Origin of the sequence: Bradyrhizobium sp. KBS0727 (assembly GCF_005937885.2) — a bacterium.
Classification (GTDB): Bacteria; Pseudomonadota; Alphaproteobacteria; order Rhizobiales; family Xanthobacteraceae; genus Bradyrhizobium.
The window spans coordinates 4,855,519-4,877,576 of the sequence record NZ_CP042176.1 but is presented as its reverse complement, the minus strand read 5'-3'; the positions used below and the strand labels follow the sequence as shown (position 1 = coordinate 4,877,576).

Here is a 22,058-nt window from a genome sequence, read left to right as displayed (position 1 = left end):
ATTTTCAAGGGATCAATCGCATGACCGCCGCCGCCAAGAAGCCCGCCTTCACCGACTACATCGTCAAGGACATCTCGCTCGCCGAGTTCGGCCGCAAGGAACTCTCGCTGGCCGAGACCGAGATGCCCGGCCTGATGGCGACGCGCGAGGAGTATGGTCCGAAGCAGCCGCTGAAGGGCGCGCGTATCGCCGGCTCGCTGCACATGACGATCCAGACCGGCGTGCTGATCGAGACGCTGGCCGCGCTCGGCGCCGACATTCGCTGGGTCTCCTGCAACATCTATTCGACGCAGGACCATGCGGCGGCGGCGATCGCAGCCGCCGGCATTCCGGTGTTTGCGGTCAAGGGCGAGAGCCTCACCGAATACTGGGATTACACCGCCAAGCTGTTCGATTGGCATGGCGGCGGCCACCCGAACATGATCCTCGACGACGGTGGCGACGCCACCATGTATGTCCATCTCGGTCTGCGCGCCGAGAACGGCGACACCAAGTTCCTGGACAAGCCGGGCTCGGAAGAAGAGGAAGTGTTCTTCGCGCTTCTCAAGAAGCAGCTTAAGGAAAAGCCCAAGGGTTACTTCGCCGAGATCGCCAGGAGCATCAAGGGCGTTTCCGAAGAGACCACCACGGGCGTGCATCGTCTCTATGACATGCAGAAGGCCGGCACGCTGCTGTGGCCCGCCATCAACGTCAACGACAGCGTTACCAAGTCGAAGTTCGACAACCTCTATGGCTGCCGTGAATCGCTGGTCGACGGCATTCGCCGCGGCACCGACGTAATGATGTCCGGCAAGACCGCGATGGTCGCGGGCTTCGGCGACGTCGGCAAGGGCTCGGCCGCCTCGCTGCGCCAGGCCGGCTGCCGTGTCATGGTCTCCGAAGTCGACCCGATCTGCGCGCTGCAGGCAGCGATGGAAGGCTATGAAGTCATCACCATGGAAGACGCCGCCCCCCGTGCCGACATCTTCGTCACCGCGACCGGCAACAAGGACATCATCACCATCGAGCACATGCGCGCGATGAAGGATCGTGCCATCGTCTGCAACATCGGCCACTTCGACAACGAGATCCAGATCGCGGGCCTGCGCAACCTGAAATGGACCAACATCAAGCCGCAGGTCGACGAGATCGAATTCCCCGACAAGCACCGCATCATCCTGCTGTCGGAAGGTCGCCTGGTGAACCTCGGCAACGCCATGGGCCATCCGTCCTTCGTGATGTCGGCGTCGTTCACCAACCAGACGCTGGCGCAGATCGAACTCTGGGCCAACAACAAGGACGGCAAGTACGAGAAGAAGGTCTACGTGCTGCCGAAGTCGCTGGACGAGAAGGTGGCGCGGTTGCATCTCGCCAAGATCGGCGTCAAGCTGACCGAGCTGCGCAAGGACCAGGCCGAGTACATCGGCGTGAAGCAGGAAGGCCCGTTCAAGAGCGATCATTACCGGTATTGAGAATAATCTTCTCATCCGTTAGCTGCTGATTTCGTGATGCCCGGGCTTGTCCCGGGCATCCACGTCTTTAGAGTCGGTAGAACCAAGGACGTGGATGGCCGGGATAAGCCCGGCCGTGACGGCAGCGAATGCGGGGGCCACATGGCCGAACACTTCGACGTACTCATTGTCGGCGCCGGGCTGTCCGGCATCGGCGCGGGCTATCACCTGCAGGAGAAGTGCCCGGGTAAGAGCTACGCGATCCTCGAAGGGCGAGACTGCATCGGCGGCACCTGGGATCTGTTTCGCTATCCTGGCATCCGGTCCGACTCGGACATGTTCACGCTCGGCTATTCGTTCAAGCCGTGGACCGAGGCGAAGGCGATCGCCGACGGGCCGAACATTCTGAACTACGTCCGGCAGACCGCTATCGAGAACGGCATCGACCGGAATGTCCGTTTCAACCATCGCGTCAAACGGGCGTCGTGGTCGTCGCCCGATGCGCGCTGGACCGTCGAGGCCGAGCGCACCATGGGCGAGGGCGCCACCGAGACGGTCCGCTTGACCTGCAATTTCCTGTTCATGTGCTCGGGCTACTACAAATATGAGGAAGGCTACACGCCGGAATTTTCGGGCACCGCCGACTTCGCCGGCCGTATCGTGCATCCGCAGAAATGGCCTGAGGACCTCGATTACTCGGGCAAGCGCGTCGTCGTGATCGGCTCCGGCGCGACCGCGGTGACGCTGGTGCCCGAGATGGCCAAGAAGGCCTCGCACGTCACCATGCTGCAGCGGTCGCCGACCTACGTGGTGGCGCGGCCGGCCGAGGACGCGCTGGCGAACAAATTGCGGCGCAATCTTTCCGCCAAGCTCGCCTATCATCTGATCCGCTGGCGCAACGTGCTGTTCGGCATGTATTTCTTCCAGCTCTCGCGCCGCAAGCCGGAGCGGGTCAAGCAACTGATCCTGGGCGGCGTCAAGATGGCGCTGGGGCCGGACTACGACGTCGCCACGCATTTCACGCCGCGCTACAATCCCTGGGACCAGCGGCTTTGCCTGGTGCCGGACGGCGACCTGTTCAAGTCGATCAAGGAGCAACGCGCTTCCGTCGTCACCAACGAGATCGACACCTTCACCCGCAACGGCATCAAGCTGAAGGACGGCAGCGAACTCGAGGCCGACGTCATCGTCACCGCGACCGGGCTGGTTCTGCAGGTACTCGGCGGGCTCGAAGTCAGCGTCGACGGCCGCACGGTCGATTTCGCGCACACGCTGAACTACAAGGGCATGATGTATTCGGATGTGCCGAACATGGCCTCCGCGTTCGGCTACACCAACGCGTCCTGGACGCTGAAATGCGACCTGACCTGCGAATATGTCTGCCGCCTGATCAACTACATGGATCGGCACGGCTACAAGCAGTGCATGCCGCATAATGTCGATCCCTCGATCTCGGAACTGCCGTCGCTGGATTTCTCCTCCGGCTACGTGCAGCGCTCGATCGCGAAGATGCCCAAGCAAGGCTCGAAGCGGCCGTGGCGGCTCTACCAGAACTATGCGCTCGACATCGTCACCCTGCGCTACGGCAAGGTCGATGACGGGGTGATGCGGTACTCCTGAGAGTTCCATCGCGCTGGGGATGCGTCGGGACGCCTCATGGGTTATTTCACGTATACGTGGAACCTTCCGAATCGTCCTAGATGGCCGGACAGTTAACGCCGGATTAACCGGTGTGCCGCACGCTGGGTGGCTTGAGGCACCTGTCAGCACGAGGAAGCCCATGGACGCTCAGCGAATTGCCGTTGATGCCATTGTTGCGTTGACCGATTGCGATCGCGAGGCAGTCGTCACCTTCATCCGCCGCCTCTATCTGGCCGGGGTCAGGGATCCCAAGCGCCTGACCTTCAAGGGCCTGCAGGCGATGCGGGGCTGAATTCCGAGCGGGTTCCGGCGCACGTTTCGATTCAATTTTCAGACACCCGTAGCCCGGATGAGCGAAGCGATATCCGGGTCGGTGATAGCGTGGTCCCGGATGTCGCTTCGCTCATCCGGGTTACGACATGCCATGAATACGACTTCGCATTCTCGCGGCGCGATGCGCCCGGAGTTTTGCAAGAAAACCTCGCCCTCGAAATCAGAGGGCGCAGGGAAGACCGGGTGCGCGCTGCACCCGCGGTCTCGCGTGCGATTGCACAAAACAAAACTGCACACGAGCATACAGGTTCAGCGGAAACACTCCGGCCTTCCCCGCGCAATGGCTTTACGGCTTACTTCGAGTTCGCCCCGGTGACCGGCTTTCTTGCCACCGTCATCAGCTGAAGCTTTCGCTTCCGCATGACTTGACGCCAGCACCGGGGCGTCAGGCCCACACGACTTCACCGTACGCAAGTGCCACGCTCGTCAGTCGCAGCCTTCGCGTCCACCGCTCCCTGCCCCTCGTTTGCGACGATGGCCAACGCCCCTTTGGTGGGACAGGATGGGGGGAGTCCTACGGCTGATTTGCCCGACGGCGACAGCGGAAATTTGCCCGACGGGCTAATTTGTCGCAGGTCGAGATGATCTGCGGGGCACTGACATCGAGCCGCACCCAGCAACGGCTCTGCGAAATCGTAGACGGGCCTGTTCGCGAAGTGGCGCAGCGATCGAGACAGAGGTCGGGTGACCGCTTATGCTGACGTCCCCGGTACGAGTCGAAAGGACGCAATGGGAGATCAGCAGCACCCGCTGGCGGCTCGCCTGGAAGCGGCGGCGGCGGCATTGGCCGCCCCCACAGCGACCCATTCGGACTCCGCCGATTCCGGTCTGCTGCGGTATCTCGGTTATGACGACGGCGATGCCTCCCGCGCGGAGGGCCGCGCCCGGATGCTGCGCGCCGCAGCGCGGTTTCGCCGGCTCTTCCTGCTTCCCGTTCCGGATGCACCGGGCCTGGTGTTTTTCGGTGGCGAGGCCGATCCGGCGGCGCTGGGCAAGCAGCCGGAAGGCCTGCCGCACGCCAGCCTGGCCGGCTCGGGGCTGTCGCCGCAAAAGGCCTTCGAGTCCTGCGTCGGTGAAGGGATCGAGTATCTCAGCCAGTTTGTTCAAGCCGACGATCCCATCGCGCGCGGCCCGTTCACCGCATACGGCGTGAGCCCCGACGCGCAAGTCAGGGAATTCATCTCCGGGATACTCGCCTTCACCGGCATCGAAGCGGACCGGCCGATCGCGTGGGTGCCATCCAGCAGGCTCGTGGACGGCGCCCCAATGTGGTTTCCGCTGGATCTTTGCTATCGCCGGCACGGCACGGCGCAGGATTTCAAGCCGCCGCTCAAGCTCAGTTCCGGATGCGCGGCAGGGGTCACGCGCGAGGATGCCACCTTGCGCGCGCTGCTCGAACTGATCGAACGCGACGCGGTGGCGTTGTGGTGGCGCGGCGGCCGCCGCGGAAGATCGATTGCGCCGGAAAGCGAAGCCGCACGCGGAGCGGCGGAGTTGCTGGCGCAGGCAAGGCAAGGTCATGCGCATCGAACAAGCTGGCTGCTGGATATTACTACCGATATCGGGCTTCCCGTGGTTGCTGCGGTCTCGACGGATCCGGATGGGTACGGTTTCGCGGTTGGCTTCGGGGCGCGCCTGAGCCTCGCTGACGCGGCGCGCGCCGCCGTCTTCGAACTGTGCCAGGTTGAACTTGGTCTGCACGTGGTGGCGGCCAAGCGACGGGAATCGGGCGACGAGGCCATGAATGAAAGCGATCGCCGGCAGCTCGGGCGCGGCGCGTTCGACACAAGGGAATGCGCGTTGTTGCAGCCGCAGACAGGGCATTTTGCAGAACCCTCGAATGCTCCGGCTTCAAACCTCGGGCATATTCTGGAACGGCTGCAAGCCCGCGATATCGCCGTCTATGCGATTGACCTGACGCGCCCGCAGTTTCTCGTGCCGGTGGTTCGCGTATTGGCGCCGGGACTGCAGCTTGAGCCCTGCGACATTGTCGGTGCGCGATTGGCCGGCGTGATCGCCGAGACCGGCGGTGGCGCCAAGCATCACGGCGGGATGCCGCTTCTCTGAGGCGGCGATCGCGGCAAGCGGTCGTATACCGGTTATGGCGCGCGGATAGCGACCCGTTGCAGGCTGCCCGCAACAGGCCAGCTCACGGCCGCGGCTTCGGTGCGATAGCGCGGAAGGTGATCGTCCAGCGTATAGACCACGCACAACGCCAGGCTGGCCCACACCGCGGCGCTGAAATAGAGCGACATCCAGGCAATCTCGCCCTTCCAGTGCTCGATGTCGTGGGTCACGACCCAGCGCGTGCTGACGTCGCGAAGACCCTCGATGACGCCAAGAAGCATGCTGCCTTCAGCGAGGCCTGTCCGCCAGCGGCTCAGGTACATCGGTACGTCGATGGTGACGAGAAACGCCAGATAGGCGGCGATGCCGACGATGGTGACCACGAGCGCCAGCCGAACCGGACCGTTGAATTCCGGCAGCAACCGGCAAAGGCCGATCGCGATGATGAAGAAGGCGACCGCCCACAGCGAATTTTCGATGGCATTGAAGAGATAGTTCCTGGTCACCACCGCGTACCACGAGAAACATTCCGCGATGACGATCAAGGGCAGGATCGCCAGCGAAGCGTTCACCGTGGTGTCCGCGCCCGTCATCCGGCCCAACTGGGCCATGATGATGACCCACTGCGCCGCGAAGCAGACCTCGGCGATGGTTGCCACGGTTCGGCCGACCATGACGCTCGACAGCCAGGTGTTGAACAGGCAGATCCGCTGCACATCCGCGCGCGGCAGCACCGAGCGGAACGCGCAGCCGAAGACATAGGCCGCGCAGAGCAGCAGCATCGATTGCGTGTCGGCGGGGCTGCTCACGCTGCCCAGCGGGCTGTTCTGGAATTCGCGGTAAAGCACCAACCAGGCCGCGATATTCGCGCCGCTCACGACGGTCAGGAAACCCCACCACCACGCCAGCGGATTCGACCGCGCCTGCCACACCAAATTCATTGCCGCTCCAAAATTTAATCTGACTGACATTTCGTTGTAGCAATTCTGTCACGAAATGTTGGCGCGGCACGACTCAAATATCTGTGGCCCGATGTTTTTCAGGGCGGTGTTTTATGACAGTTATATGACAGAGCGCAGGTGAGCGTCGTCGACAAGACGGCGACTCGTACCGCTGACCAAATAGCCGGTCGTTTTAATATACCTGGTCGCGCTTGGGCGCCTGGGACGCCATGCGTGCCAGCACCAGCGCTTCTTCGGCCTTCATTCGAAAATCGCGGGCATCTCTCAGGGGACGCCGGATGTTCGGGTCTTCGGAGCTGCTGTCGAAGGTGATCAGCCTCATGCAATGCGTGCACTGGGTCTGGTAACCCGGTTTCATGCGCTGTGCGCGCTCGTTGAAGGATTTACGGCAATTGGAACAGATAACCCGGATACGATCCGTCATGCGTTCTCCGTAGCCTTGTCGGTGGAATGTCCTGGCGCGCCGTTGCCGTGTTCCTGATCGGCGGCCACCAGCAATGAGGGTGGTACGTGGATATCCAGATGGCATTCGTCGTCCAGTGGCCGGCAGATCACCGATCCCACGCCGTCGCAACCGATGACTTTCATCGCTTCGCCGCCCGACAACAGCCGGACGACGCTACCGCTTTTCCAGGCCGCGCTTGTTGCTTCCATCACCGGCACTCTGGGGATACCGCCCCGCCTTTGTACCGGGGAACGCTAGGTGCGATGTCCTCCATTGGAGTGCACGGCGATCGCCGCAATTGATTTGAATTGTTCGAATGTGCCTGCCGCGAGAGATCGACGCCATCCCGTCGCAGCGACACCGTTCGTCTGGAGCCGCCGCGGCGCGTTTCGCCGGTTTGTCATGGCTTCACTTCGTTCCGCTCAACCGTCAACGCCATGACGAGATCGATTGCGAGCGCAAGCGCCACGGCACCGCCGCCGAGCTGAAACAGCAGCAGATAGTCGCCTCCGGTGTGGGCGAACAGCCAGGAGAAGCCATAGGCGGCCGCCGCCTGGAACAGTGCAAAGCTGGTGGTGGCGTGTCCCCAGGTGGCGCGCTGTTGCTCGGCGTTGTGCGGGACCAGCTCATGGATGCGTCCGAGCACCAGTGGCACGATGCCGGGCGTGAAGCCGCCGATGATGACGCTCGACACGATCAGGGAGGCGGGCGCTGTGCTGACGGCGGGCAGTAGCACCGCGATGGCTTCCACGAGGAAAGCTGCGCGCAGAGCGGGACCGAATCCGGCGCGGTCGCCGAGATGGCCGGTCAGCAACGGGCCAACGATCGCGCCGAGTCCGTAAAATACCCAGTAATGCGATCCGGCGGAGATACCCTGGCCAAGGCCGCGTGCCACGAAGTCGACGATAAAGACCATATGCGGCACCAGTGCACAGGCATTGAGGCCGTATTGGATCAGCAGCGCGCGGACGGCGGGGGATTGACGGTGACGTTTCGGGTGAGAAGAGGCGATCGCTGCGTTCGGCGCGGGCGCCTGCTTCGGCCAATTGGTCCAGCTGATCAGCGTCAGCAGAAGAGAGAGAACGCCGAGGCCAATCCATGCCTGCTTCAGTCCCTGTTGCAGAAGCAGCGGCACCAGTGTGCCAGAAGCGGCGACACCCAATCCAACGCCCGCGAAGATCACGCCGCCGACGATGCCGCGCTTGGCCGCCGAGGTATGCGGCAAGACCACCGTCGCGGCGAGCACCATGATGATGCCGCCGGTGAGGCCGGCGAGAAAGCGCCAGACGAAAAACCAGAGGAATGACACCGGCACCGAACTTGCAAAGCAGGAGAGGGTGGCCAGCACCATCATCATGCGTAGCGCCGGCACCGCGCCGATGCGCGCGGCGGCCGGCCGCGCCAGCAGTGCGCCGGCGAGGTAGCCCGCGAGATTGGCGGCACCGAGATAGACCACATCGGACGCGCTGAACCATTTGGCCGCGATCAGCGCCGGGATCAGTGGCGTGTAGGCGAAACGGGCGAGGCCAAGCCCGACCAGCGACGCGCATAGTCCGGCGATCGCAAACCGCCAGGCCGATCCTGCTTGCTCGTGCCGTGTCGTGCCGCCGAGATGCCGGCCGCCTCCGGTATTCGCGCTCAACTCTGTCATCTCATCCTCCTGTACCTTGCGTAAGCGCCGGCGCATCAGCCGCTCGCCGCAGCGCGCCGCCGCCGGAACTCCAGCGCGGGCAGGCCGCCCCAGCCCCAATTGTCGGTGTCGACTTCCTCGATCACGACGAACGTCGACTCGAGTGGTTTGTTCAAAACGTCGCGGAGAAGCTCGCTCGCGCCCTTGATCAACGCGGCCTTCTCCTCGGCCGTAACGGCATTCGCGCTCGACCTGGTGCCTTCGCGGGTTACTTGAATGGTTACGATAGGCATGGCGGTTATCCTTGAATGGGTTGAGAGCGAGGGCTCTGCGCCATCGCCGCATCGGATGGCTCAGTGGCCGGCGCTCTGGCCGCCATCGACGTGCAGGATTTCACCGGTCACGAAGGCGGCGGATTCCAGGTAAAGGACGGCGTCGGTAATGTCGGACATCTCGCCCATGTGGCCGACCGGGTGCAGGGCACCGAGCGCGGCATGGGTTTCAACCGCATGCATCGGCGATTTGATAATGCCGGGCGACACCGCGTTGACGCGGATGCCGCGCTTCGCATATTCGATCGCGAGCGACTTGGTCGCGGCATTGAGGCCGCCTTTGGTCAACGAGGCGAGGACCGACGGCACGTTGGAATTCGCCTGGTCGACCAGGCTCGTCGTGATCTGCACGACATGGCCCGAGCCCTGCTTTTCCATTTCGGCAATCGCCAGCTGCGTGATGCGGAAGAAACCGGCGGTGTTGATGCCGAGTGCTGCCTTGTAATCGGCCTCGGTATATTGGGTGAACGGCTTGGCGATGAAGATGCCGGCGTTGTTGACCAGCGTGTCGATACGGCCGAACCGCGCCACGCCTTCGGAAATCACGCGCTCGGCGGTATTCCAGTCGGCGATGTCGCCGGCTACCGCGAGGACGCCGTCATCGTTGGACGGCTTGATCGAACGCGCGGTGACAACCACGCGGAAGTTGCGATCGCGGTACGCCTTGACGAGGGCTGCGCCGATACCTTGCGACGCGCCGGTGATGACTGCGACTTTCTGTTCGATGCCCATGACAATCTCCTGTTGTTTCCCTGATGCGGTGAGGCGAGCCACTCGGGCTTCGCTGCCCCGGTGGGTAGGAGGTACGCTCATTCGCAGCGCGAGCGAATACGCGCCATTCGACAGACACTCTTCCGCCAGGCGATTGAATGGAGGATATTGGCGGGCATCGATGGCCGCGTGCCGGCCGTCCCCGGCGAGGAGGAGCGATGGACCGAATCGATGCGATGAAAGTCTTCGTGGTGGCGCTCGAACAGGGCAGCCTCGCGGGCGCGGGCCGCAAGCTTGGCCGTTCACCGGCCGCAGTCAGCCGCGCGATCGCCTTCCTCGAGGCGCATGTCGGCGCCGAGCTGCTGCACCGGACCACGCGATCGATCAAGCTCAGCGAGGCGGGTGAGCGCTATGCGGCCGCCTGCCGCCGCGTGCTGACCGAGCTCGAAGAGGCCGACATTATCGCAGCGGGCGAGAAATCGGCGCCGCGCGGCACGCTGACGCTGACGGCGCCCGTCACCTCGGGCGAAATCGTGCTACGGCCGATCCTCGACGCCTTCCTGGATGCATATCCGACCGTCTCGGCGCGGCTCTTGCTGCTCGACAGGCCGGTCAATCTGATCGACGAGGGCATCGATATCGCGCTTCGCATCGCCCATCTGCCCGACTCTTCGATGGTTGCAACCAAGATCGGCGAGGTCCGCCGCCTGGTGGTGGCCGCGCCGCGTTACCTGAAAAAGAACCCACGGATTGTGGAGCCGGGCGATCTGACGAAGCACCAGATCGTGACCATGGCTCATCTGGCTCAATCCTGGACCTTTCCGCCGTTGCCGGGCACCGCCGTGCCGCGAACCGTTCAGTTCGCGCCGCGCCTCGTCATCAACAGCATTCGCGGCGCTGTGGCCTCGGTCGTCAGCGGACGCGGGGTCGGGCGGTTCTATTCGTATCAGGTCGCCGCACAGGTCTGTGAGGGCGAACTCGAAGTGGTGCTGACGGGAGACGAGCCCGCGCCGACGCCGGTGCATGTGATTTCGCCGCAAGGCCGGTCGTCGGTGCCGAAGGTTCGCGCCTTCATGGACTTTGCCGTGCCGCGGCTTCGCAGTCATTTTGCGCGCCTTGCGAAGGACTCGGCTGCCGCGCGTTCGTGAAGTTTGTTGCCTTGCGGATTTTTCCGCAGCGGCGGATGCCACGATGGCAAGCGCACCGGACTGATTCCCGACAGGCCGGCGTGAGCGCCGCGCCGCCACTCTTTCACTACACGAAACAGTGTTCGCCGCCTGACGGGTCTTCGCATCCACCTCGATTGCCCCTAGATGCCCGTTGACCGGTCGCGATGCCGCCGGGAGTGTGGATTAAAGGGACGAAAACGATGTCGGAACACATCAAGCTCGATCGCCGCTGTTTCCTGGGTGCCGCGTCCGTCGCCGTCGCCGCCGCCTCTGCGCTGATTCCGGTCGGTTCGGCCTTTGCGCAATCGGGCAAGCCGGCCAGCCTGCCGGCGATCAAGCTGGGAACGAACACCTCCTTTGCGTCGCTGAAGCAGATCGATGCCGGCGTCCTCAATGTCGGCTACGCCGAAGCCGGCCCTTCGAACGGTCCGCCCGTCATTTTGCTGCATGGCTGGCCCTACGACATTCACAGCTACGTCGATGTCGCGCCGCTGTTGGCGCAGGCCGGCTACCGCGTGATCGTCCCGCATCTGCGCGGCTACGGCACGACGCGCTTTCTTGCGAGCGACACCGTCCGCAATGGCGAACCAGCGGCGCTCGCGGTCGACATCGTCGCGTTGATGGATGCATTGAAAATCGATAAGGCCGTCATCGGCGGCTATGACTGGGGGGCGCGGACCGCGAACATCATTGCAGCCCTGTGGCCGGAGCGCTGCAAGGCGATGGTCTCCGTCAGCGGCTATCTGATCGGCAGCCAGGAGGCCGGCAAGGTGCCGTTGCCGCCGAAGGCCGAATTGCAATGGTGGTATCAATTCTACTTCGCCACCGAGCGCGGCCGGGCCGGCTACGACAAGAACCGGCACGATTTCGCCAAGTTGATCTGGCAGATCGCTTCACCGCAATGGCGCTTCGACGATGCCACGTTCGACCGCAGCGCAGCCTCGCTCGACAATCCCGACCATGTCGCGATCACGATCCATAATTACCGCTGGCGGCTCGGTCTCGCCGAAGGCGAAGCCAAGTATCTCGATCTGGAAAAGCGGCTCGCCGCCGCGCCCGATATCGCCGTGCCCACCATCACGATGGAAGGCGACGACAACGGCGCGCCGCATCCGCCTGCCAGCGCCTACGCCAAAAAATTCTCCGGCAAATATACCCACCGGGTCATCACCGGAGGCATCGGTCACAACCTGCCGCAAGAGGCGCCGCAAGCCTTTGCCGAAGCCATCGTCGCGGTCGCCGGAAGCTGACCGGTGCCGGCCGCTGCCATGAAAAAAGCCCCGGACCGGGTCCGGGGCTTTCGTCATTCAAAACTAACCGCGGTTCGCTATTCAGGCTTGCCGATCGTAACCTTCAGCGTGCCGACGCCGTCGACGCCGCACTCGATCTTGTCGCCGGGGTGAAGCTGGGAAACGCCGGCCGGCGTTCCCGTCATGATGATGTCGCCGGCGGCGAGCGCCACCTGCTGCGAGAGCTGCCAGATGATCTCGGGCACGTTCCAGATCAGTTCGGTCAGATCGCCCTTCTGGGTTTCGGTGCCGTTGACCGTGAGCCAGATCTTGCCCTTGGAGGGATGGCCGATCTTCGACGCCGGCTGCACCGCGGAGCAGGGCGCGGAATAGTCAAAAGACTTTCCGACTTCCCACGGCCGTTCCTTCTTGCGCGAGGCAATCTGCAGGTCGCGGCGGGTGAGGTCGATGCCGACGGCGTAGCCGTAGACGTGATCGAGCGCCTTGTCGGCGGGAATGTTGAGGCTGCCGCTCTTCATGGCGACGATCAGTTCGACCTCGTGGTGCAGGTCCTTGGTCAGCGGCGGGTAGGGGATCGTGGCGCCGTCGGGCACCAGCATGTCGGCATGCTTGGCGAAGAAGAACGGCGGCGCGCGCTCGTCATTGCCCATTTCGCGGATGTGCTCGAGGTAGTTGCGCCCGACGCACCAGATGCGGCGAACCGGGAAGGATTTGGCTTCGCCCACGACAGGGAGCGAGGGCTGCGGCGGAAGCGGGATAACGTAGGAGGCGGCGTTCATGGAAGGGTCTCGGCTGGAGGTGAGGAAAGCTTAGGCGGTTGCGCTGACCGGCGCCAGTACCGGCGGGCCGGCATCGAGGTGCTGCAGGCGGAAGAAGGAGGCGTAGCGGCCGCCGCGGCGCAGCAGGTCGTCATGCCGCCCGCGCTCGACGATCTCGCCGCCCTCGACCACCAGGATTGCGTCGGCATGCATGATGGTGTGCAGGCGGTGGGCGATGACGATGGTGGTGCGGTTCCGGCAGAGATGCTCGATCGCCTCCTGCACCGCCTTTTCGGATTCCGAATCCAGCGCCGCGGTCGCCTCGTCGAGCAGGATCACCGGCGCGTTCTTGATCAGCGCGCGCGCCACCGCGATGCGTTGGCGCTGGCCGCCGGAGAGTTGCGCGCCGTGCTCGCCGACCGGGGTGTCATACCCAAGCGGGAAACCCATGATGAAGTCGTGCGCGCAGGCCGCTTTGGCCGCGGCCACGATCTCGTCCTGGGTGGCGTTGTCCTTGCCGAAGGCGATGTTGGCGCCGATGGTGTCGCGGAACAGATAGACGTCCTGGCCGACATAGGCGGTCTGCCGGCGCAGCGATTTGCGCGATACCGATCCGATTGACTGCCCGTCGACCAGGATATCGCCCTGGCTCACCTCGTGGAAGCGCAGCAGCAGCGCCAGCACCGTCGACTTGCCGCCGCCGGAGGGGCCGACCAGCGCGGTCACCTTGCCGGGCTCGGCCATGAAGCTCATGCGGTTGAGCACGGGTTCGCCCGGGCGATAGGCAAAGCTGACGTCGCGCAATTCGATCCGCGCGTCGGTCAGTTTCAGCGCCGGCTTGTCGTCGTCGGCGGGTTCGCTCGCCGGACTGTCGACGACCTCGAGCAGCATCCGTGCGCCGACCAGCTGGCTGTTGAGATCGATGTTGAGCCGCGCCAGCCGCTTGGCGGGTTCGGTCGCCATCAGGAAGGCGGTCATGAACGAAAAGAACTGGCCGGGCGTGGCGCCCAGCGCGACCACGCTGTAGCCGCCGTACAGCAAGCAGCCGGCGACGGCAAAGCCGCCGAGCGTTTCCATCAGCGGGTTGGCGCGGTTGGAGACCCGCGCCATCTTGTTGGAGTTGCGCTCGACGGCGGTGATATCCGCATCGATCCGCTGTTGCATTGCCTCTTCCAGCGTGAACGCCTTGACGGTGCGGATGCCTTGCAGCGATTCCTGCATGGTCTCCAGGATGTCGGCGGTGCCGGTGAACTGGCTGTAGGCGAGGCCCTTGATGCGCTTGATCATCTTGCGCAGGAACAGCATCGCCGGCGGCACCACCACGAGGCCGACCAGCGACAGTAGCGGATCCTGCGCCACCATCACGCCGACCAGGGCGATCAACGTCAGCAGGTCGCGCCCGATCGCATTGATCAGGAGGTTCAGCACGTCGGTGATCGATTTGGCGCCCGAGGTCAGCCGGGTCAGGAATTCGGACGAATGCCGGTCGGAAAAGAAGGCAATGCTTTCGCTCATCAGCTTGGCAAACAGCCGGCGCTGGTTGTTGGCGAGGATGGCGTTGCTGATCTTCGACAGGATGATGGTCTGGCCGTAGGTCGCCACACCCTTGATGAACAGCAGCAGCACGGTGACGCCGGAGAGAATGGCGATGCCGGTCACGTTCTTGTCGACATAGGCCTGGTTGATCACCTGCCCCAGCACATAGGTGGCGCCGGCGGTCGCGGCGGCCGCGACCCCCATCAGCGCGAAAGCCAGCAGGTATCGCCGCCAGTAAGCGAGGCCCTGTTCGGCCACGAGGCGGCGAATTAGGATCGCTGCGCCATAGGGGTCGTCGGTGATTTTTCTCGTGGGTTTTTTTGGAAGTTCGGTCATCCGCGTTCCATCGACAATACGGGTTTCAGATACCCGTATGCCAGGGCTGCTTTGATGACTCCTTGCCTGCTAAAAGCAGGATTTTCAAGCCAAATAAGCGCTTGATTTCAGGCCGATTCCGCTTGCGGCGCGAGGCCGCCGCGGTCGCGGAACAGCTTCTCTTCCCAGGCCAGCGCGTGGGCGGCGATGGTTTCGAGATCGTCGTATCGCGGCGTCCAGTCCAGCATGGAGCGGATGCGGCTGGTGTCGGCCACCATGGTCATGATGTCGCCGGGCCGGCGCGGCGCATATTGAACCGCGAAATTGCGCATCGAGACCCGACGGACCGCCTCGATGGTTTCCAGCACCGAATAGCCGCGGCCGTAGCCGCAGTTCAGCGTCACCGAACTGCCGCCGCCGCGCAGGTAGGCCAACGCCGCGCGATGGGCCTGCGCGAGGTCGCTGACGTGGATGAAGTCGCGGATGGCGCTGCCGTCCGGGGTCGGATAGTCGGTTCCGAAGACGTCGATTTTGGCGCGCTGGCCGGTGGCGGCCTCGACCGCGATCTTCAGCAGATGCGTCGCGCCGACGGTGGCGAGCCCGACGCGTCCTAACGGGTCGGCGCCGGCGACGTTAAAGTAGCGCAGCACGACATGTTCCATGTCGTGGGCTGCGGCGACATCGTGCAGCATGATTTCGGTCATCAGTTTTGACGAGCCGTAAGGCGACATCGGCCGCGTTGGGGCGTGCTCGGGCACCGGCATCTGGTCCGGATTGCCGTAGACGGCCGCGGTCGACGAGAAGATGAAACGCTTGACGCTGCCCTTGACCGCAGCGTTCAGCAGGCTGCGGGTCGTCATGGTGTTGTTGCGATAGTAGCCGAGCGGATCGCGCATCGAATCCGGCACCACCACGGAGCCGGCGAAGTGGATGATGCTCTCGACGCCATGCTGGGCGATCACGCCCTCGACCAGGTTCTCGTCGCCGGCATCGCCGATGAACAGCGGCACGCCTTCGGGCAGGAAGTTGGAAAATCCGGTGGACAGGTTGTCGATCACGACGACGCTTTCGCCGGCTTCGGCCAGCGCATGAACCATATGACTGCCGATATAGCCGGCGCCACCGGTGACAAGCACGGTCATGGGCACACCCTCTCCCGGCGCATGATCCGCCAAAGTGTGGGCGGTTTGGCGAAAGAGATCATGCGCTCTTAAGTTAAGGGGTGATGCTATCGCCGGTGCGGTGAAGAGTATCTTTCGGTGCCGCTGAACTGGCCACTATGCTTAATGTTGCGTATAGGAACTTCTCGAAACGGAGCCCGACGTGCCGATCGAGAGCAATTCCACCGACGATCTCCAGCTGATCGTGCCGAATCTGCACAGGCGCTATTCCGGCGTTACCGCGACCAACCGGATGGTGGCGCCGCGGCTGGCCCGGATGTATCGCGCTGCCTGGTTCGGTCCGCATGCGCCCGACGGCATCGCGCGGATGGGAGTTGGCGATCTCGCAAAACTTTGGCGCCGCCGCGCGCCGCTGATCTGGCACGCGCGGCGCAACGACGAGATGATCGCAGGGCTGTTGCTGCGTACACTCGGCTGGCCGCTAAAGCTGGTGTTCACCTCGGCGGCGCAGCGCCATCACCAGCGGCTGACGCGCTGGCTGATCCGGCAGATGGACGCCGTGATCGCGACTTCGGATTTTTCGGCGTCGTATCTGAAGCGTAAGGCCACGGTCGTGATGCACGGCGTGGACGCGGATCTCTATGCGCCGCCGGCCGATCGTGTGGCGGCGTTTGCCGAGGCGAAACTGCCCGGTCGCTACGCGATCGGCTGCTTCGGCCGGGTGCGCGCGCAAAAGGGCACCGACGTGTTCGTCGAGGCGATGTGCCGGCTGCTGCCGCGCTATCCGGATTTTACGGCGGTCATCGTCGGCGCCATCGTACCGGAGCAGCAGGGGTTTGCCGATGGACTGAAGCGACAGATCGAGGCCGCCGGCCTGTCTTCGCGCATCGTCATCACGGGCGAACTTGCGAATGAGGAAGTGCAGCGTTGGTACCAGCGGCTGACGATCTACGCCTTCACCTCGCGCAACGAGGGCTTTGGCCTGACGCTGATCGAGGCGATGGCGTCAGGTGCCGCATTGGTCGCGGCGCGCGCGGGCGCCGCCGAATTCGTGGTCGAGGACGGCGTGACCGGCGTGCTGACACCACCAGGCGATGTCGATGCGCTGGTCGCGGCACTTGAGCCGTTGATGCGCAATCCGGCAGCGGCGACGGCGATGGGAGAACGGGCACGGGCGAGGGTGCTCGAAAAATTCAGCCTGGATGCCGAGGCCAACGCGATCGCGGCGGTTTACGAGATGCTGTAGCGTTGTCTTCAGGCGATGAGCATCGCCGACGTCCGCCAGACAATAGCAGCCGTCCTGACTGCAACGCCTTTAGCCTACCGAGGCTCCCGCCTTTGCCCGGCTTATTCCGAGCGTCAGGATGCGATGCAGCAGGTCCGGATATTCAATTCCGTCGTGCTTGGCGGCGGTGGCGAACTCCTGGCTCTTCGCTATTTCGGGATTGGGATTGGCTTCGATGAAATACGGCGTGCCATCCGCCGACAGGCGAAAATCGATGCGCGCGTAGCCATCGAGCCCCAGTGTCTTGTAGATGCGTTTCGCGGTTCGCTGAATACGATCAGCCAGCTCCGGTGCCAGGTCCTTGGCCGGCCCATCCACGATGCCGACGCGTTCCTGATAGCTCGGATCGTGTTTGGCTTTCTCGGTAGCGATTTGCCGCGCCCCTTCGCCGCCCAAGTTGCCGAATTTCAATTCCCACACCGGCAGCGCCCGCAGCCGGTTGTTGCCGAGCACACCGACATAGAGTTCGCGCCCCTCGATGTACTGCTCGGCGATGGCGGCGGTCTTCAGCCGGTCGTGAACGAAGGCGATACGCTCCGCCAGCTTCTCGTCGGTATCGACGATCGAGGCTTGCGAGATTCCAAAAGATCCATCCTCGCTCAGGCTCTTGACGATAAGCGGCAGCGCAAGGCGTGAGGGCCGCTTGACCTTGCGATGCATCGGGAACACGGCAAAGGCCGGCGTTGCGATCCGGCGATAGTGCGCCAAGGTTTTTGACAAATCCTTGCCGCGCGCAAGAATCAGGCCGCGCGGGTTGCAGCCGGTATACGGGACCTTCATCAGTTCGAGAAAGCTCGCGATATGCTGGTCATAGCCGGACGTATAGTGGAACTCCTCCAGCAGCGTGTACACCACGTGCGGTTTGAATTCCTCGATTGCGACCCTGACCGGCTTGATTTCCTCCTGAACGCCGAGCGGACGCACGTCATGGCCTGCCGCACGCAGGGTGCTGACGACGTCGAATTCCGTCTTCCAAGCGTTGATTTCCTGCGCGGTGTATCCGTCGATCGAGTCCGGGGGCATGAAGTCCGGATGCATCAGGACCAGAACGCGCAGCCGCCTCATAGCGCGATCCATTTGCGTCGTGACGGCCCGAATAGCGCGTGCATGGTCTTGGCCGTCAACAGGATGGTGAAGTTGATCAAAAGCCTGCGTTCGGACCCCGGCGCGCGAAGTTCGAGTTCACGGCAACGCGAGATCATCTCGTCGAGAACGGCATCGAGTGTGAGCTGGTTCTCGCCGGTCCATTGCGCCACCAACTGTCTGACTTGCGCGCGGTGTCGCCGGATGAAGGACGCCGCCGGCTGCGCCCGCCGGTGGCGTTGATCGGCGGAGAACAGACGGTGGAGGTCGCGGTCATACGTCTTCGGCGGATCGAAAGCGTAGAAGGCCTGCTTTTTCTTGTAGTGCTCGCCGAGCGTCTGGCTGAGTTGGGATAACGGATCGACGCGCTCCCGCGACGTGATCAGCGGCCGCTGACCTGCAATCTCGCCCATCAGCTCGTCGACGTATTCGAGTTTCTTCAGTGCCGGCCAGCCGGCATAGCGTGTCCGCCAGTTCGATCGGGGCTTCAACCACACCGCAAAGGTCTCGGCGAAATCCTCATCCGGGTGGCTCTGCGCATACCAGCGGCGAAGATGCTGGACATAACTTCGGCTGGCCGGATTGGGCCGGTAGTAGAGCGGATAGTGTTTCGAGGATGGGCCGAACAGCTGCTGCCAGCGTCGGCGACGCTGCAATTGGTAAGCGTGCTGCACCGCATGACCTGCCTCGTGGCGGAGAATCGCCATGCATTCCGACCAGGTACCGGCCTCGACCTCGAGCATCATTTTCTTCTCGAGTTTCATCAGGCGAGGATGCGCAAGGTAGAACGGGATGGCAATACCGGGCACATCTGCCGGACTGAACCATTCGCTCGATATCCATGTGTGCGGCCGCAGCCGTATGCCTCGTGCCTTGAGCTCTTCGTTCAGAGCGCCGACACAATCCTCGAGCCAGGTGCCCTTGACCTTGACCCGCAGGCTGCTGAGGCGCTGCTTGAGCAACTGCTCATCGGTCATGTTCTCCCAGGCGTATTTCCGTCGTGGCATAGGCATCCGCAAATCATGAAACCCAGTGCTGGAATGGTCTCATAGGAAGCTGTTGGCAACAACCGCCGAGTCTTCGGTGCGGCACGTCCGAGGGCGCCGGGGAGCTCAAATCGGCTACAAGCCAGAGCCGCGTGACCGCGGATCTTCTCAGCCTGTCCAGGTGATCAAGTTCTGGTCTGAGCCATCACATCGGCGACGAACGCATCGAGGTCGCCGCCGGCGAACAAGAACCCCGGCAGGCCCGCGGCTTGCGCCGCCTCGATATCGGTGTCGCGGTCGCCGATGACAAAGCTGCCGGCGTGCCGCACCGGCCAGTGCGCCATCAGATCGTGGATCATGCCGGGCGAGGGCTTGCGCCAGTGATGATCCTCGAGATAGCCGGCGACGGTGCCGGCGGGATGGTGCGGGCAATACCTGACGTCGTCGATGATGGCGCCATCCGCCGCGAGTTCGGAGCGCATCCAGTCGTGCAGCACGTTGAGTTCGTCTTCGCTGAAGTAGCCGCGCGCCACGCCGGACTGGTTGGTGAAGAAGAACACGAAATAGCCGGCGGCGTTGAGCCGGCGAATCGCCTTGGCCGCATTGGGCATCCAGCGAATCCGTTCGCGCGTGCCCATGTAGCCGTCGTCGTAATTGACGACGCCGTCGCGGTCGAGAAACACCGCAGGCCTGGGGATCACGCTCATCGCGGCGCCGCCTCTTGGAGCACGCGCTGCGCGATATCGGCGACCTCGACCGCCGGAATGTCGCGCATGCAGCGATGGTCGTTCATGGTGCAGACCGTGCGCTGGCAGGGCTGGCAGGAAAGTTCGCTCTTGGTCAGTACCGTCGCCGTGAGCCCGTTCAGCGGCGCCCAGAGATAGGGGCTGGTGGGGCCGAAAATGCCCATTGTCGGTGTGCCGATCGCCGCCGCGATATGCATCAGGCCAGAGTCGTTGGAAATGGCGACGCTGGCTGCCGCCATGGCCAGAATGCCGTTGCGCAGATCGGTGCCGGTGAGGTCGCGGACCTTGCCGCCGCCGGCTGCGACGATTTCTTGCGCCAGCGCCTTTTCGCCGGGGCCGCCCACCACCCAGATGTCAAAACCCCGTTCGGCCAACAGCCGCGCGGCCTCCGGGTAATAGGTCCAGCGCTTTGACTCGCCGACGGAACCGGGCCCCAGCGCTACGGCGGGTCCCATGCCCAGCCCGTTGGCCTGCCGCCAGCGGGCGGTTTCCTCTGACGGTACGCGGAGCTGCGGAACCGGCCACTCCGGCGGCAGCTTTGCGCCATCAGGTAGCGCCAGGGCGGCGTTTTTGTCGATAAAGCGGGGCAGGGCTTTTTCACCCCAGCGCATCCGGTTGATCAGCCCGAACCGGGCTTCGCCGAAGAACCCCACCCGTTCCGGGATCCCGGCCAGCGCGGGCGCGATGGCGGCCTTCCAGGTGCGCGGTAGGATCAGCGCGGTTCCATAGTTCCGGGCGCGCAGTTCGGCCGCCAGACCCGCCTGCCTGGCGACCGCGAGCCGGCCGCGCGGCAGGTCCCAGACGATCCCGGCGCGGACGCCGGGCATGTAATCGACTAGGGGGGCGCAAAGCGAGGTCACCAGCAGGTCCACCGGCCGGTTCGGCCAGCGCTGCCTCAGCACGCGCACCACGGTATGGCCGCGGACGAAATCGCCGATCCACATATAGGGTACGATCAGGATCGGCCGGGTGTCGGCAGCGTCCTCGATCTCGATCCCAATTGTTGAATCTGTATTCATACCTTAAAAGTCTGCTGCTCGGCTGATTCTGGCTCCGTCGGTAACCGCTCCTTATCGGGAGGTAAAGCCGGGACCGGCATCTTGATTCCGGCTCATTGCTCAAGTTTCCCGGCCCAAGTTGCTTGCCGCGCGCTAGTGGGGCAAAGCTGGCGCCGAATAATCATGGCAGGGGACGGCATGTTACTGGTGACCGGGGGTGCCGGTTTTATCGGATCGAACGTCGTGGCCGCGTTGAACGACGCCGGCCTGGACGTGGCGGTTTGCGACGTGCTCGGCCGCGACGGCAAATGGCGCAATCTGGCCAAGCGCCGGCTCGCCGATTTCGTGCCGCCGTCCGAACTGATGGACTGGCTGAAGGGCCGCCGGCTCGACGCCGTCATCCATCTCGGCGCCATCTCCGAGACCACGGCGACCGACGGCGATCTGGTGATCGAAACCAATTTCCGGCTGTCGCTGCGGCTGCTGGACTGGTGCACGACGAATGCGACGCCGCTGATCTACGCCTCCTCTGCGGCGACTTACGGCGACGGCGACCAGGGATTTGGCGACGATGCGTCGATGGAGGCGCTGAAGAAGCTGCGGCCGATGAACCTGTACGGCTGGAGCAAGCATCTGTTCGACATGGCGGTTGCCGAGCGCGCCGCGCGCGGCGAGCGGCTGCCGCCGCAATGGGCCGGGTTGAAGTTCTTCAACGTGTTCGGTCCCAACGAATATCACAAGGGCACGATGATGAGCGTGCTGGCGCGGCGCTTCGACGACGTCAGAGCCGGGCGCCCGGTGCAACTGTTCAAGTCGCACCGCGAAGGCATCGCCGACGGCGACCAGCGTCGCGATTTCATCTATGTCGACGACGTCGTGCGCGTCATGATGTGGCTGCTGGCGACGCCCTCGGTGAGCGGGCTGTTCAACGTCGGCACCGGCACCGCGCGCAGCTTTCGCGATCTGATGCTGTCGGCCTATACAGCACTCGGCGCCAAACCGAACATCCACTATATCGACATGCCCGAGGCGATCCGCGGCAGCTATCAATACTTCACCCAGAGCGAGGTCGATCGGCTGCGGCACGCCGGCTATAATGGCGGCTTCACCGCGCTGGAAGACGCGGTCGAGATCTACGTGAAGGGTTTTCTCGACTGCACCGATCGCTTTCGCTGACGGGGCAACGAGCATGATCCGGAAAAGTGGGAACCGGTTTTCCTCGGGACAAGCGCGAAGCGCTTGCCCGGAGATCATGCTCAA

The 22,058-nt window shown here is 63.7% G+C and carries 21 protein-coding genes; 8 read left to right on the top strand and 13 right to left on the bottom strand.

The window, feature by feature from the left end; genetic code table 11:
• Nucleotides 1-20: 20 nt before the first annotated feature.
• The 4 genes from ahcY (at nucleotide 21) to FFI89_RS22975 (ending at nucleotide 5,471) form a co-directional block, all read left to right on the top strand.
• Nucleotides 21-1,451 carry an adenosylhomocysteinase gene (gene ahcY, locus FFI89_RS22985; protein WP_138829901.1) on the top strand — a complete coding sequence of 477 codons (1,431 nt, stop codon included), beginning with the start codon at nucleotides 21-23 and terminating at the stop codon, nucleotides 1,449-1,451.
• 141 nt (nucleotides 1,452-1,592) lie between these two features.
• Nucleotides 1,593-3,050, top strand: coding sequence for an NAD(P)/FAD-dependent oxidoreductase (locus FFI89_RS22980; protein WP_138829900.1), 1,458 nt, complete (start codon nucleotides 1,593-1,595; stop codon nucleotides 3,048-3,050).
• 160 nt (nucleotides 3,051-3,210) lie between these two features.
• Nucleotides 3,211-3,363: a hypothetical protein gene (locus FFI89_RS34525; RefSeq protein ID WP_168213001.1), complete on the top strand. Its 153-nt coding sequence runs from the start codon at nucleotides 3,211-3,213 to the stop codon at nucleotides 3,361-3,363.
• 929 nt (nucleotides 3,364-4,292) lie between these two features.
• Complete coding sequence (locus tag FFI89_RS22975; protein WP_168213000.1) at nucleotides 4,293-5,471, top strand: YcaO-like family protein; 1,179 nt, start codon at nucleotides 4,293-4,295, stop codon at nucleotides 5,469-5,471.
• Between the two features lie 32 nt (nucleotides 5,472-5,503).
• On the opposite strand, the gene FFI89_RS22970 is transcribed toward FFI89_RS22975, so the two are convergent.
• From FFI89_RS22970 to FFI89_RS22945, 6 genes are all read right to left on the bottom strand, one after another.
• Nucleotides 5,504-6,412 carry a hypothetical protein gene (locus tag FFI89_RS22970; protein WP_138829898.1) on the bottom strand — a complete coding sequence of 303 codons (909 nt, stop codon included), beginning with the start codon at nucleotides 6,410-6,412 and terminating at the stop codon, nucleotides 5,504-5,506.
• Nucleotides 6,413-6,605: 193 nt separating this feature from the next.
• On the bottom strand, nucleotides 6,606-6,857 hold the full coding sequence (locus tag FFI89_RS22965) for a hypothetical protein (protein ID WP_138829897.1): 252 nt from the start codon (nucleotides 6,855-6,857) through the stop codon (nucleotides 6,606-6,608).
• The gene (locus FFI89_RS22960; RefSeq protein WP_138829896.1) at nucleotides 6,854-7,090 is read right to left on the bottom strand and encodes a hypothetical protein; all 237 of its coding nucleotides are present in this window, start codon (nucleotides 7,088-7,090) and stop codon (nucleotides 6,854-6,856) included. The genes FFI89_RS22965 and FFI89_RS22960 overlap by 4 nt, the downstream gene beginning before the upstream one ends.
• 188 nt (nucleotides 7,091-7,278) lie before the next feature.
• Nucleotides 7,279-8,529, bottom strand: coding sequence for a YbfB/YjiJ family MFS transporter (locus tag FFI89_RS22955; RefSeq protein WP_138829895.1), 1,251 nt, complete (start codon nucleotides 8,527-8,529; stop codon nucleotides 7,279-7,281).
• Nucleotides 8,530-8,564: 35 nt separating this feature from the next.
• Entirely contained in the window at nucleotides 8,565-8,801 is a 237-nt protein-coding gene (locus tag FFI89_RS22950) for a 4-oxalocrotonate tautomerase family protein (RefSeq protein WP_138829894.1), read from the bottom strand.
• Between the two features lie 60 nt (nucleotides 8,802-8,861).
• On the bottom strand, nucleotides 8,862-9,572 hold the full coding sequence (locus FFI89_RS22945; RefSeq protein WP_138829893.1) for an SDR family NAD(P)-dependent oxidoreductase: 711 nt from the start codon (nucleotides 9,570-9,572) through the stop codon (nucleotides 8,862-8,864).
• Nucleotides 9,573-9,769: 197 nt separating this feature from the next.
• Here FFI89_RS22945 and FFI89_RS22940 point away from each other — a divergent pair, with 197 nt between their 5' ends.
• Nucleotides 9,770-10,699, top strand: a complete 930-nt coding sequence (locus FFI89_RS22940; protein ID WP_138829892.1) for a LysR family transcriptional regulator — start codon at nucleotides 9,770-9,772, stop codon at nucleotides 10,697-10,699.
• Between the two features lie 221 nt (nucleotides 10,700-10,920).
• A complete protein-coding gene (locus tag FFI89_RS22935) occupies nucleotides 10,921-11,970 on the top strand; it encodes an alpha/beta fold hydrolase (protein WP_138829891.1) in 1,050 nt (349 codons plus the stop codon).
• 77 nt (nucleotides 11,971-12,047) lie between these two features.
• On the opposite strand, the gene FFI89_RS22930 is transcribed toward FFI89_RS22935, so the two are convergent.
• The 3 genes from FFI89_RS22930 to galE all read right to left on the bottom strand — a co-directional run bounded on the left by FFI89_RS22930 (nucleotide 12,048) and on the right by galE (nucleotide 15,721).
• Complete coding sequence (locus tag FFI89_RS22930; protein WP_138829890.1) at nucleotides 12,048-12,749, bottom strand: fumarylacetoacetate hydrolase family protein; 702 nt, start codon at nucleotides 12,747-12,749, stop codon at nucleotides 12,048-12,050.
• A 30-nt stretch (nucleotides 12,750-12,779) separates the two neighbouring features.
• Nucleotides 12,780-14,600: an ABC transporter ATP-binding protein gene (locus FFI89_RS22925; protein WP_138829889.1), complete on the bottom strand. Its 1,821-nt coding sequence runs from the start codon at nucleotides 14,598-14,600 to the stop codon at nucleotides 12,780-12,782.
• 107 nt (nucleotides 14,601-14,707) lie between these two features.
• Nucleotides 14,708-15,721 (bottom strand): UDP-glucose 4-epimerase GalE, encoded by a 1,014-nt coding sequence (gene galE / locus FFI89_RS22920; RefSeq protein WP_138829888.1) that lies wholly within the window; start codon nucleotides 15,719-15,721, stop codon nucleotides 14,708-14,710.
• Between the two features lie 181 nt (nucleotides 15,722-15,902).
• On the opposite strand from galE, the gene FFI89_RS22915 reads away from it, so the two are divergent.
• The gene (locus FFI89_RS22915) at nucleotides 15,903-16,946 is read left to right on the top strand and encodes a glycosyltransferase family 4 protein (RefSeq protein WP_138829887.1); all 1,044 of its coding nucleotides are present in this window, start codon (nucleotides 15,903-15,905) and stop codon (nucleotides 16,944-16,946) included.
• Nucleotides 16,947-17,015: 69 nt separating this feature from the next.
• Here FFI89_RS22915 and FFI89_RS22910 read toward each other — a convergent pair whose 3' ends face one another.
• The 4 genes from FFI89_RS22910 to waaF all read right to left on the bottom strand — a co-directional run bounded on the left by FFI89_RS22910 (nucleotide 17,016) and on the right by waaF (nucleotide 20,819).
• On the bottom strand, nucleotides 17,016-18,050 hold the full coding sequence (locus FFI89_RS22910; RefSeq protein ID WP_168212999.1) for an ATP-grasp domain-containing protein: 1,035 nt from the start codon (nucleotides 18,048-18,050) through the stop codon (nucleotides 17,016-17,018).
• On the bottom strand, nucleotides 18,047-19,045 hold the full coding sequence (locus tag FFI89_RS22905) for a putative zinc-binding metallopeptidase (RefSeq protein WP_246669229.1): 999 nt from the start codon (nucleotides 19,043-19,045) through the stop codon (nucleotides 18,047-18,049). Before FFI89_RS22905 ends, FFI89_RS22910 begins: the two co-directional genes overlap by 4 nt.
• Before the next feature lie 194 nt (nucleotides 19,046-19,239).
• Complete coding sequence (locus FFI89_RS22900; RefSeq protein ID WP_138829885.1) at nucleotides 19,240-19,761, bottom strand: HAD family hydrolase; 522 nt, start codon at nucleotides 19,759-19,761, stop codon at nucleotides 19,240-19,242.
• Entirely contained in the window at nucleotides 19,758-20,819 is a 1,062-nt protein-coding gene (waaF, locus tag FFI89_RS22895; RefSeq protein ID WP_138829884.1) for a lipopolysaccharide heptosyltransferase II, read from the bottom strand. The genes FFI89_RS22900 and waaF overlap by 4 nt, the downstream gene beginning before the upstream one ends.
• Before the next feature lie 177 nt (nucleotides 20,820-20,996).
• Here waaF and rfaD point away from each other — a divergent pair, with 177 nt between their 5' ends.
• The gene (gene rfaD, locus FFI89_RS22890; protein WP_138829883.1) at nucleotides 20,997-21,974 is read left to right on the top strand and encodes an ADP-glyceromanno-heptose 6-epimerase; all 978 of its coding nucleotides are present in this window, start codon (nucleotides 20,997-20,999) and stop codon (nucleotides 21,972-21,974) included.
• Nucleotides 21,975-22,058: the final 84 nt, after the last annotated feature.

Bases quoted from the DNA above. Each gene is read 5' to 3' on its own strand.
- FFI89_RS22935 (WP_138829891.1), top strand. From the start codon at position 10,921: ATGTCGGAACACATCAAGCTCGATCGCCGCTGTTTCCTGGGTGCCGCG.
- waaF (WP_138829884.1), bottom strand. From the start codon at position 20,819: ATGAATACAGATTCAACAATTGGGATCGAGATCGAGGACGCTGCCGAC.
- FFI89_RS34525 (WP_168213001.1), top strand. From the start codon at position 3,211: ATGGACGCTCAGCGAATTGCCGTTGATGCCATTGTTGCGTTGACCGAT.
- FFI89_RS22975 (WP_168213000.1), top strand. From the start codon at position 4,293: ATGCTGCGCGCCGCAGCGCGGTTTCGCCGGCTCTTCCTGCTTCCCGTT.
- FFI89_RS22955 (WP_138829895.1), bottom strand. From the start codon at position 8,529: ATGACAGAGTTGAGCGCGAATACCGGAGGCGGCCGGCATCTCGGCGGC.
- FFI89_RS22965 (WP_138829897.1), bottom strand. From the start codon at position 6,857: ATGACGGATCGTATCCGGGTTATCTGTTCCAATTGCCGTAAATCCTTC.
- FFI89_RS22970 (WP_138829898.1), bottom strand. From the start codon at position 6,412: ATGAATTTGGTGTGGCAGGCGCGGTCGAATCCGCTGGCGTGGTGGTGG.
- galE (WP_138829888.1), bottom strand. From the start codon at position 15,721: ATGACCGTGCTTGTCACCGGTGGCGCCGGCTATATCGGCAGTCATATG.
- FFI89_RS22940 (WP_138829892.1), top strand. From the start codon at position 9,770: ATGGACCGAATCGATGCGATGAAAGTCTTCGTGGTGGCGCTCGAACAG.
- rfaD (WP_138829883.1), top strand. From the start codon at position 20,997: ATGTTACTGGTGACCGGGGGTGCCGGTTTTATCGGATCGAACGTCGTG.
- FFI89_RS22950 (WP_138829894.1), bottom strand. From the start codon at position 8,801: ATGCCTATCGTAACCATTCAAGTAACCCGCGAAGGCACCAGGTCGAGC.
- FFI89_RS22925 (WP_138829889.1), bottom strand. From the start codon at position 14,600: ATGACCGAACTTCCAAAAAAACCCACGAGAAAAATCACCGACGACCCC.
- FFI89_RS22980 (WP_138829900.1), top strand. From the start codon at position 1,593: ATGGCCGAACACTTCGACGTACTCATTGTCGGCGCCGGGCTGTCCGGC.
- ahcY (WP_138829901.1), top strand. From the start codon at position 21: ATGACCGCCGCCGCCAAGAAGCCCGCCTTCACCGACTACATCGTCAAG.
- FFI89_RS22900 (WP_138829885.1), bottom strand. From the start codon at position 19,761: ATGAGCGTGATCCCCAGGCCTGCGGTGTTTCTCGACCGCGACGGCGTC.
- FFI89_RS22905 (WP_246669229.1), bottom strand. From the start codon at position 19,045: ATGACCGATGAGCAGTTGCTCAAGCAGCGCCTCAGCAGCCTGCGGGTC.
- FFI89_RS22910 (WP_168212999.1), bottom strand. From the start codon at position 18,050: ATGAGGCGGCTGCGCGTTCTGGTCCTGATGCATCCGGACTTCATGCCC.
- FFI89_RS22930 (WP_138829890.1), bottom strand. From the start codon at position 12,749: ATGAACGCCGCCTCCTACGTTATCCCGCTTCCGCCGCAGCCCTCGCTC.
- FFI89_RS22945 (WP_138829893.1), bottom strand. From the start codon at position 9,572: ATGGGCATCGAACAGAAAGTCGCAGTCATCACCGGCGCGTCGCAAGGT.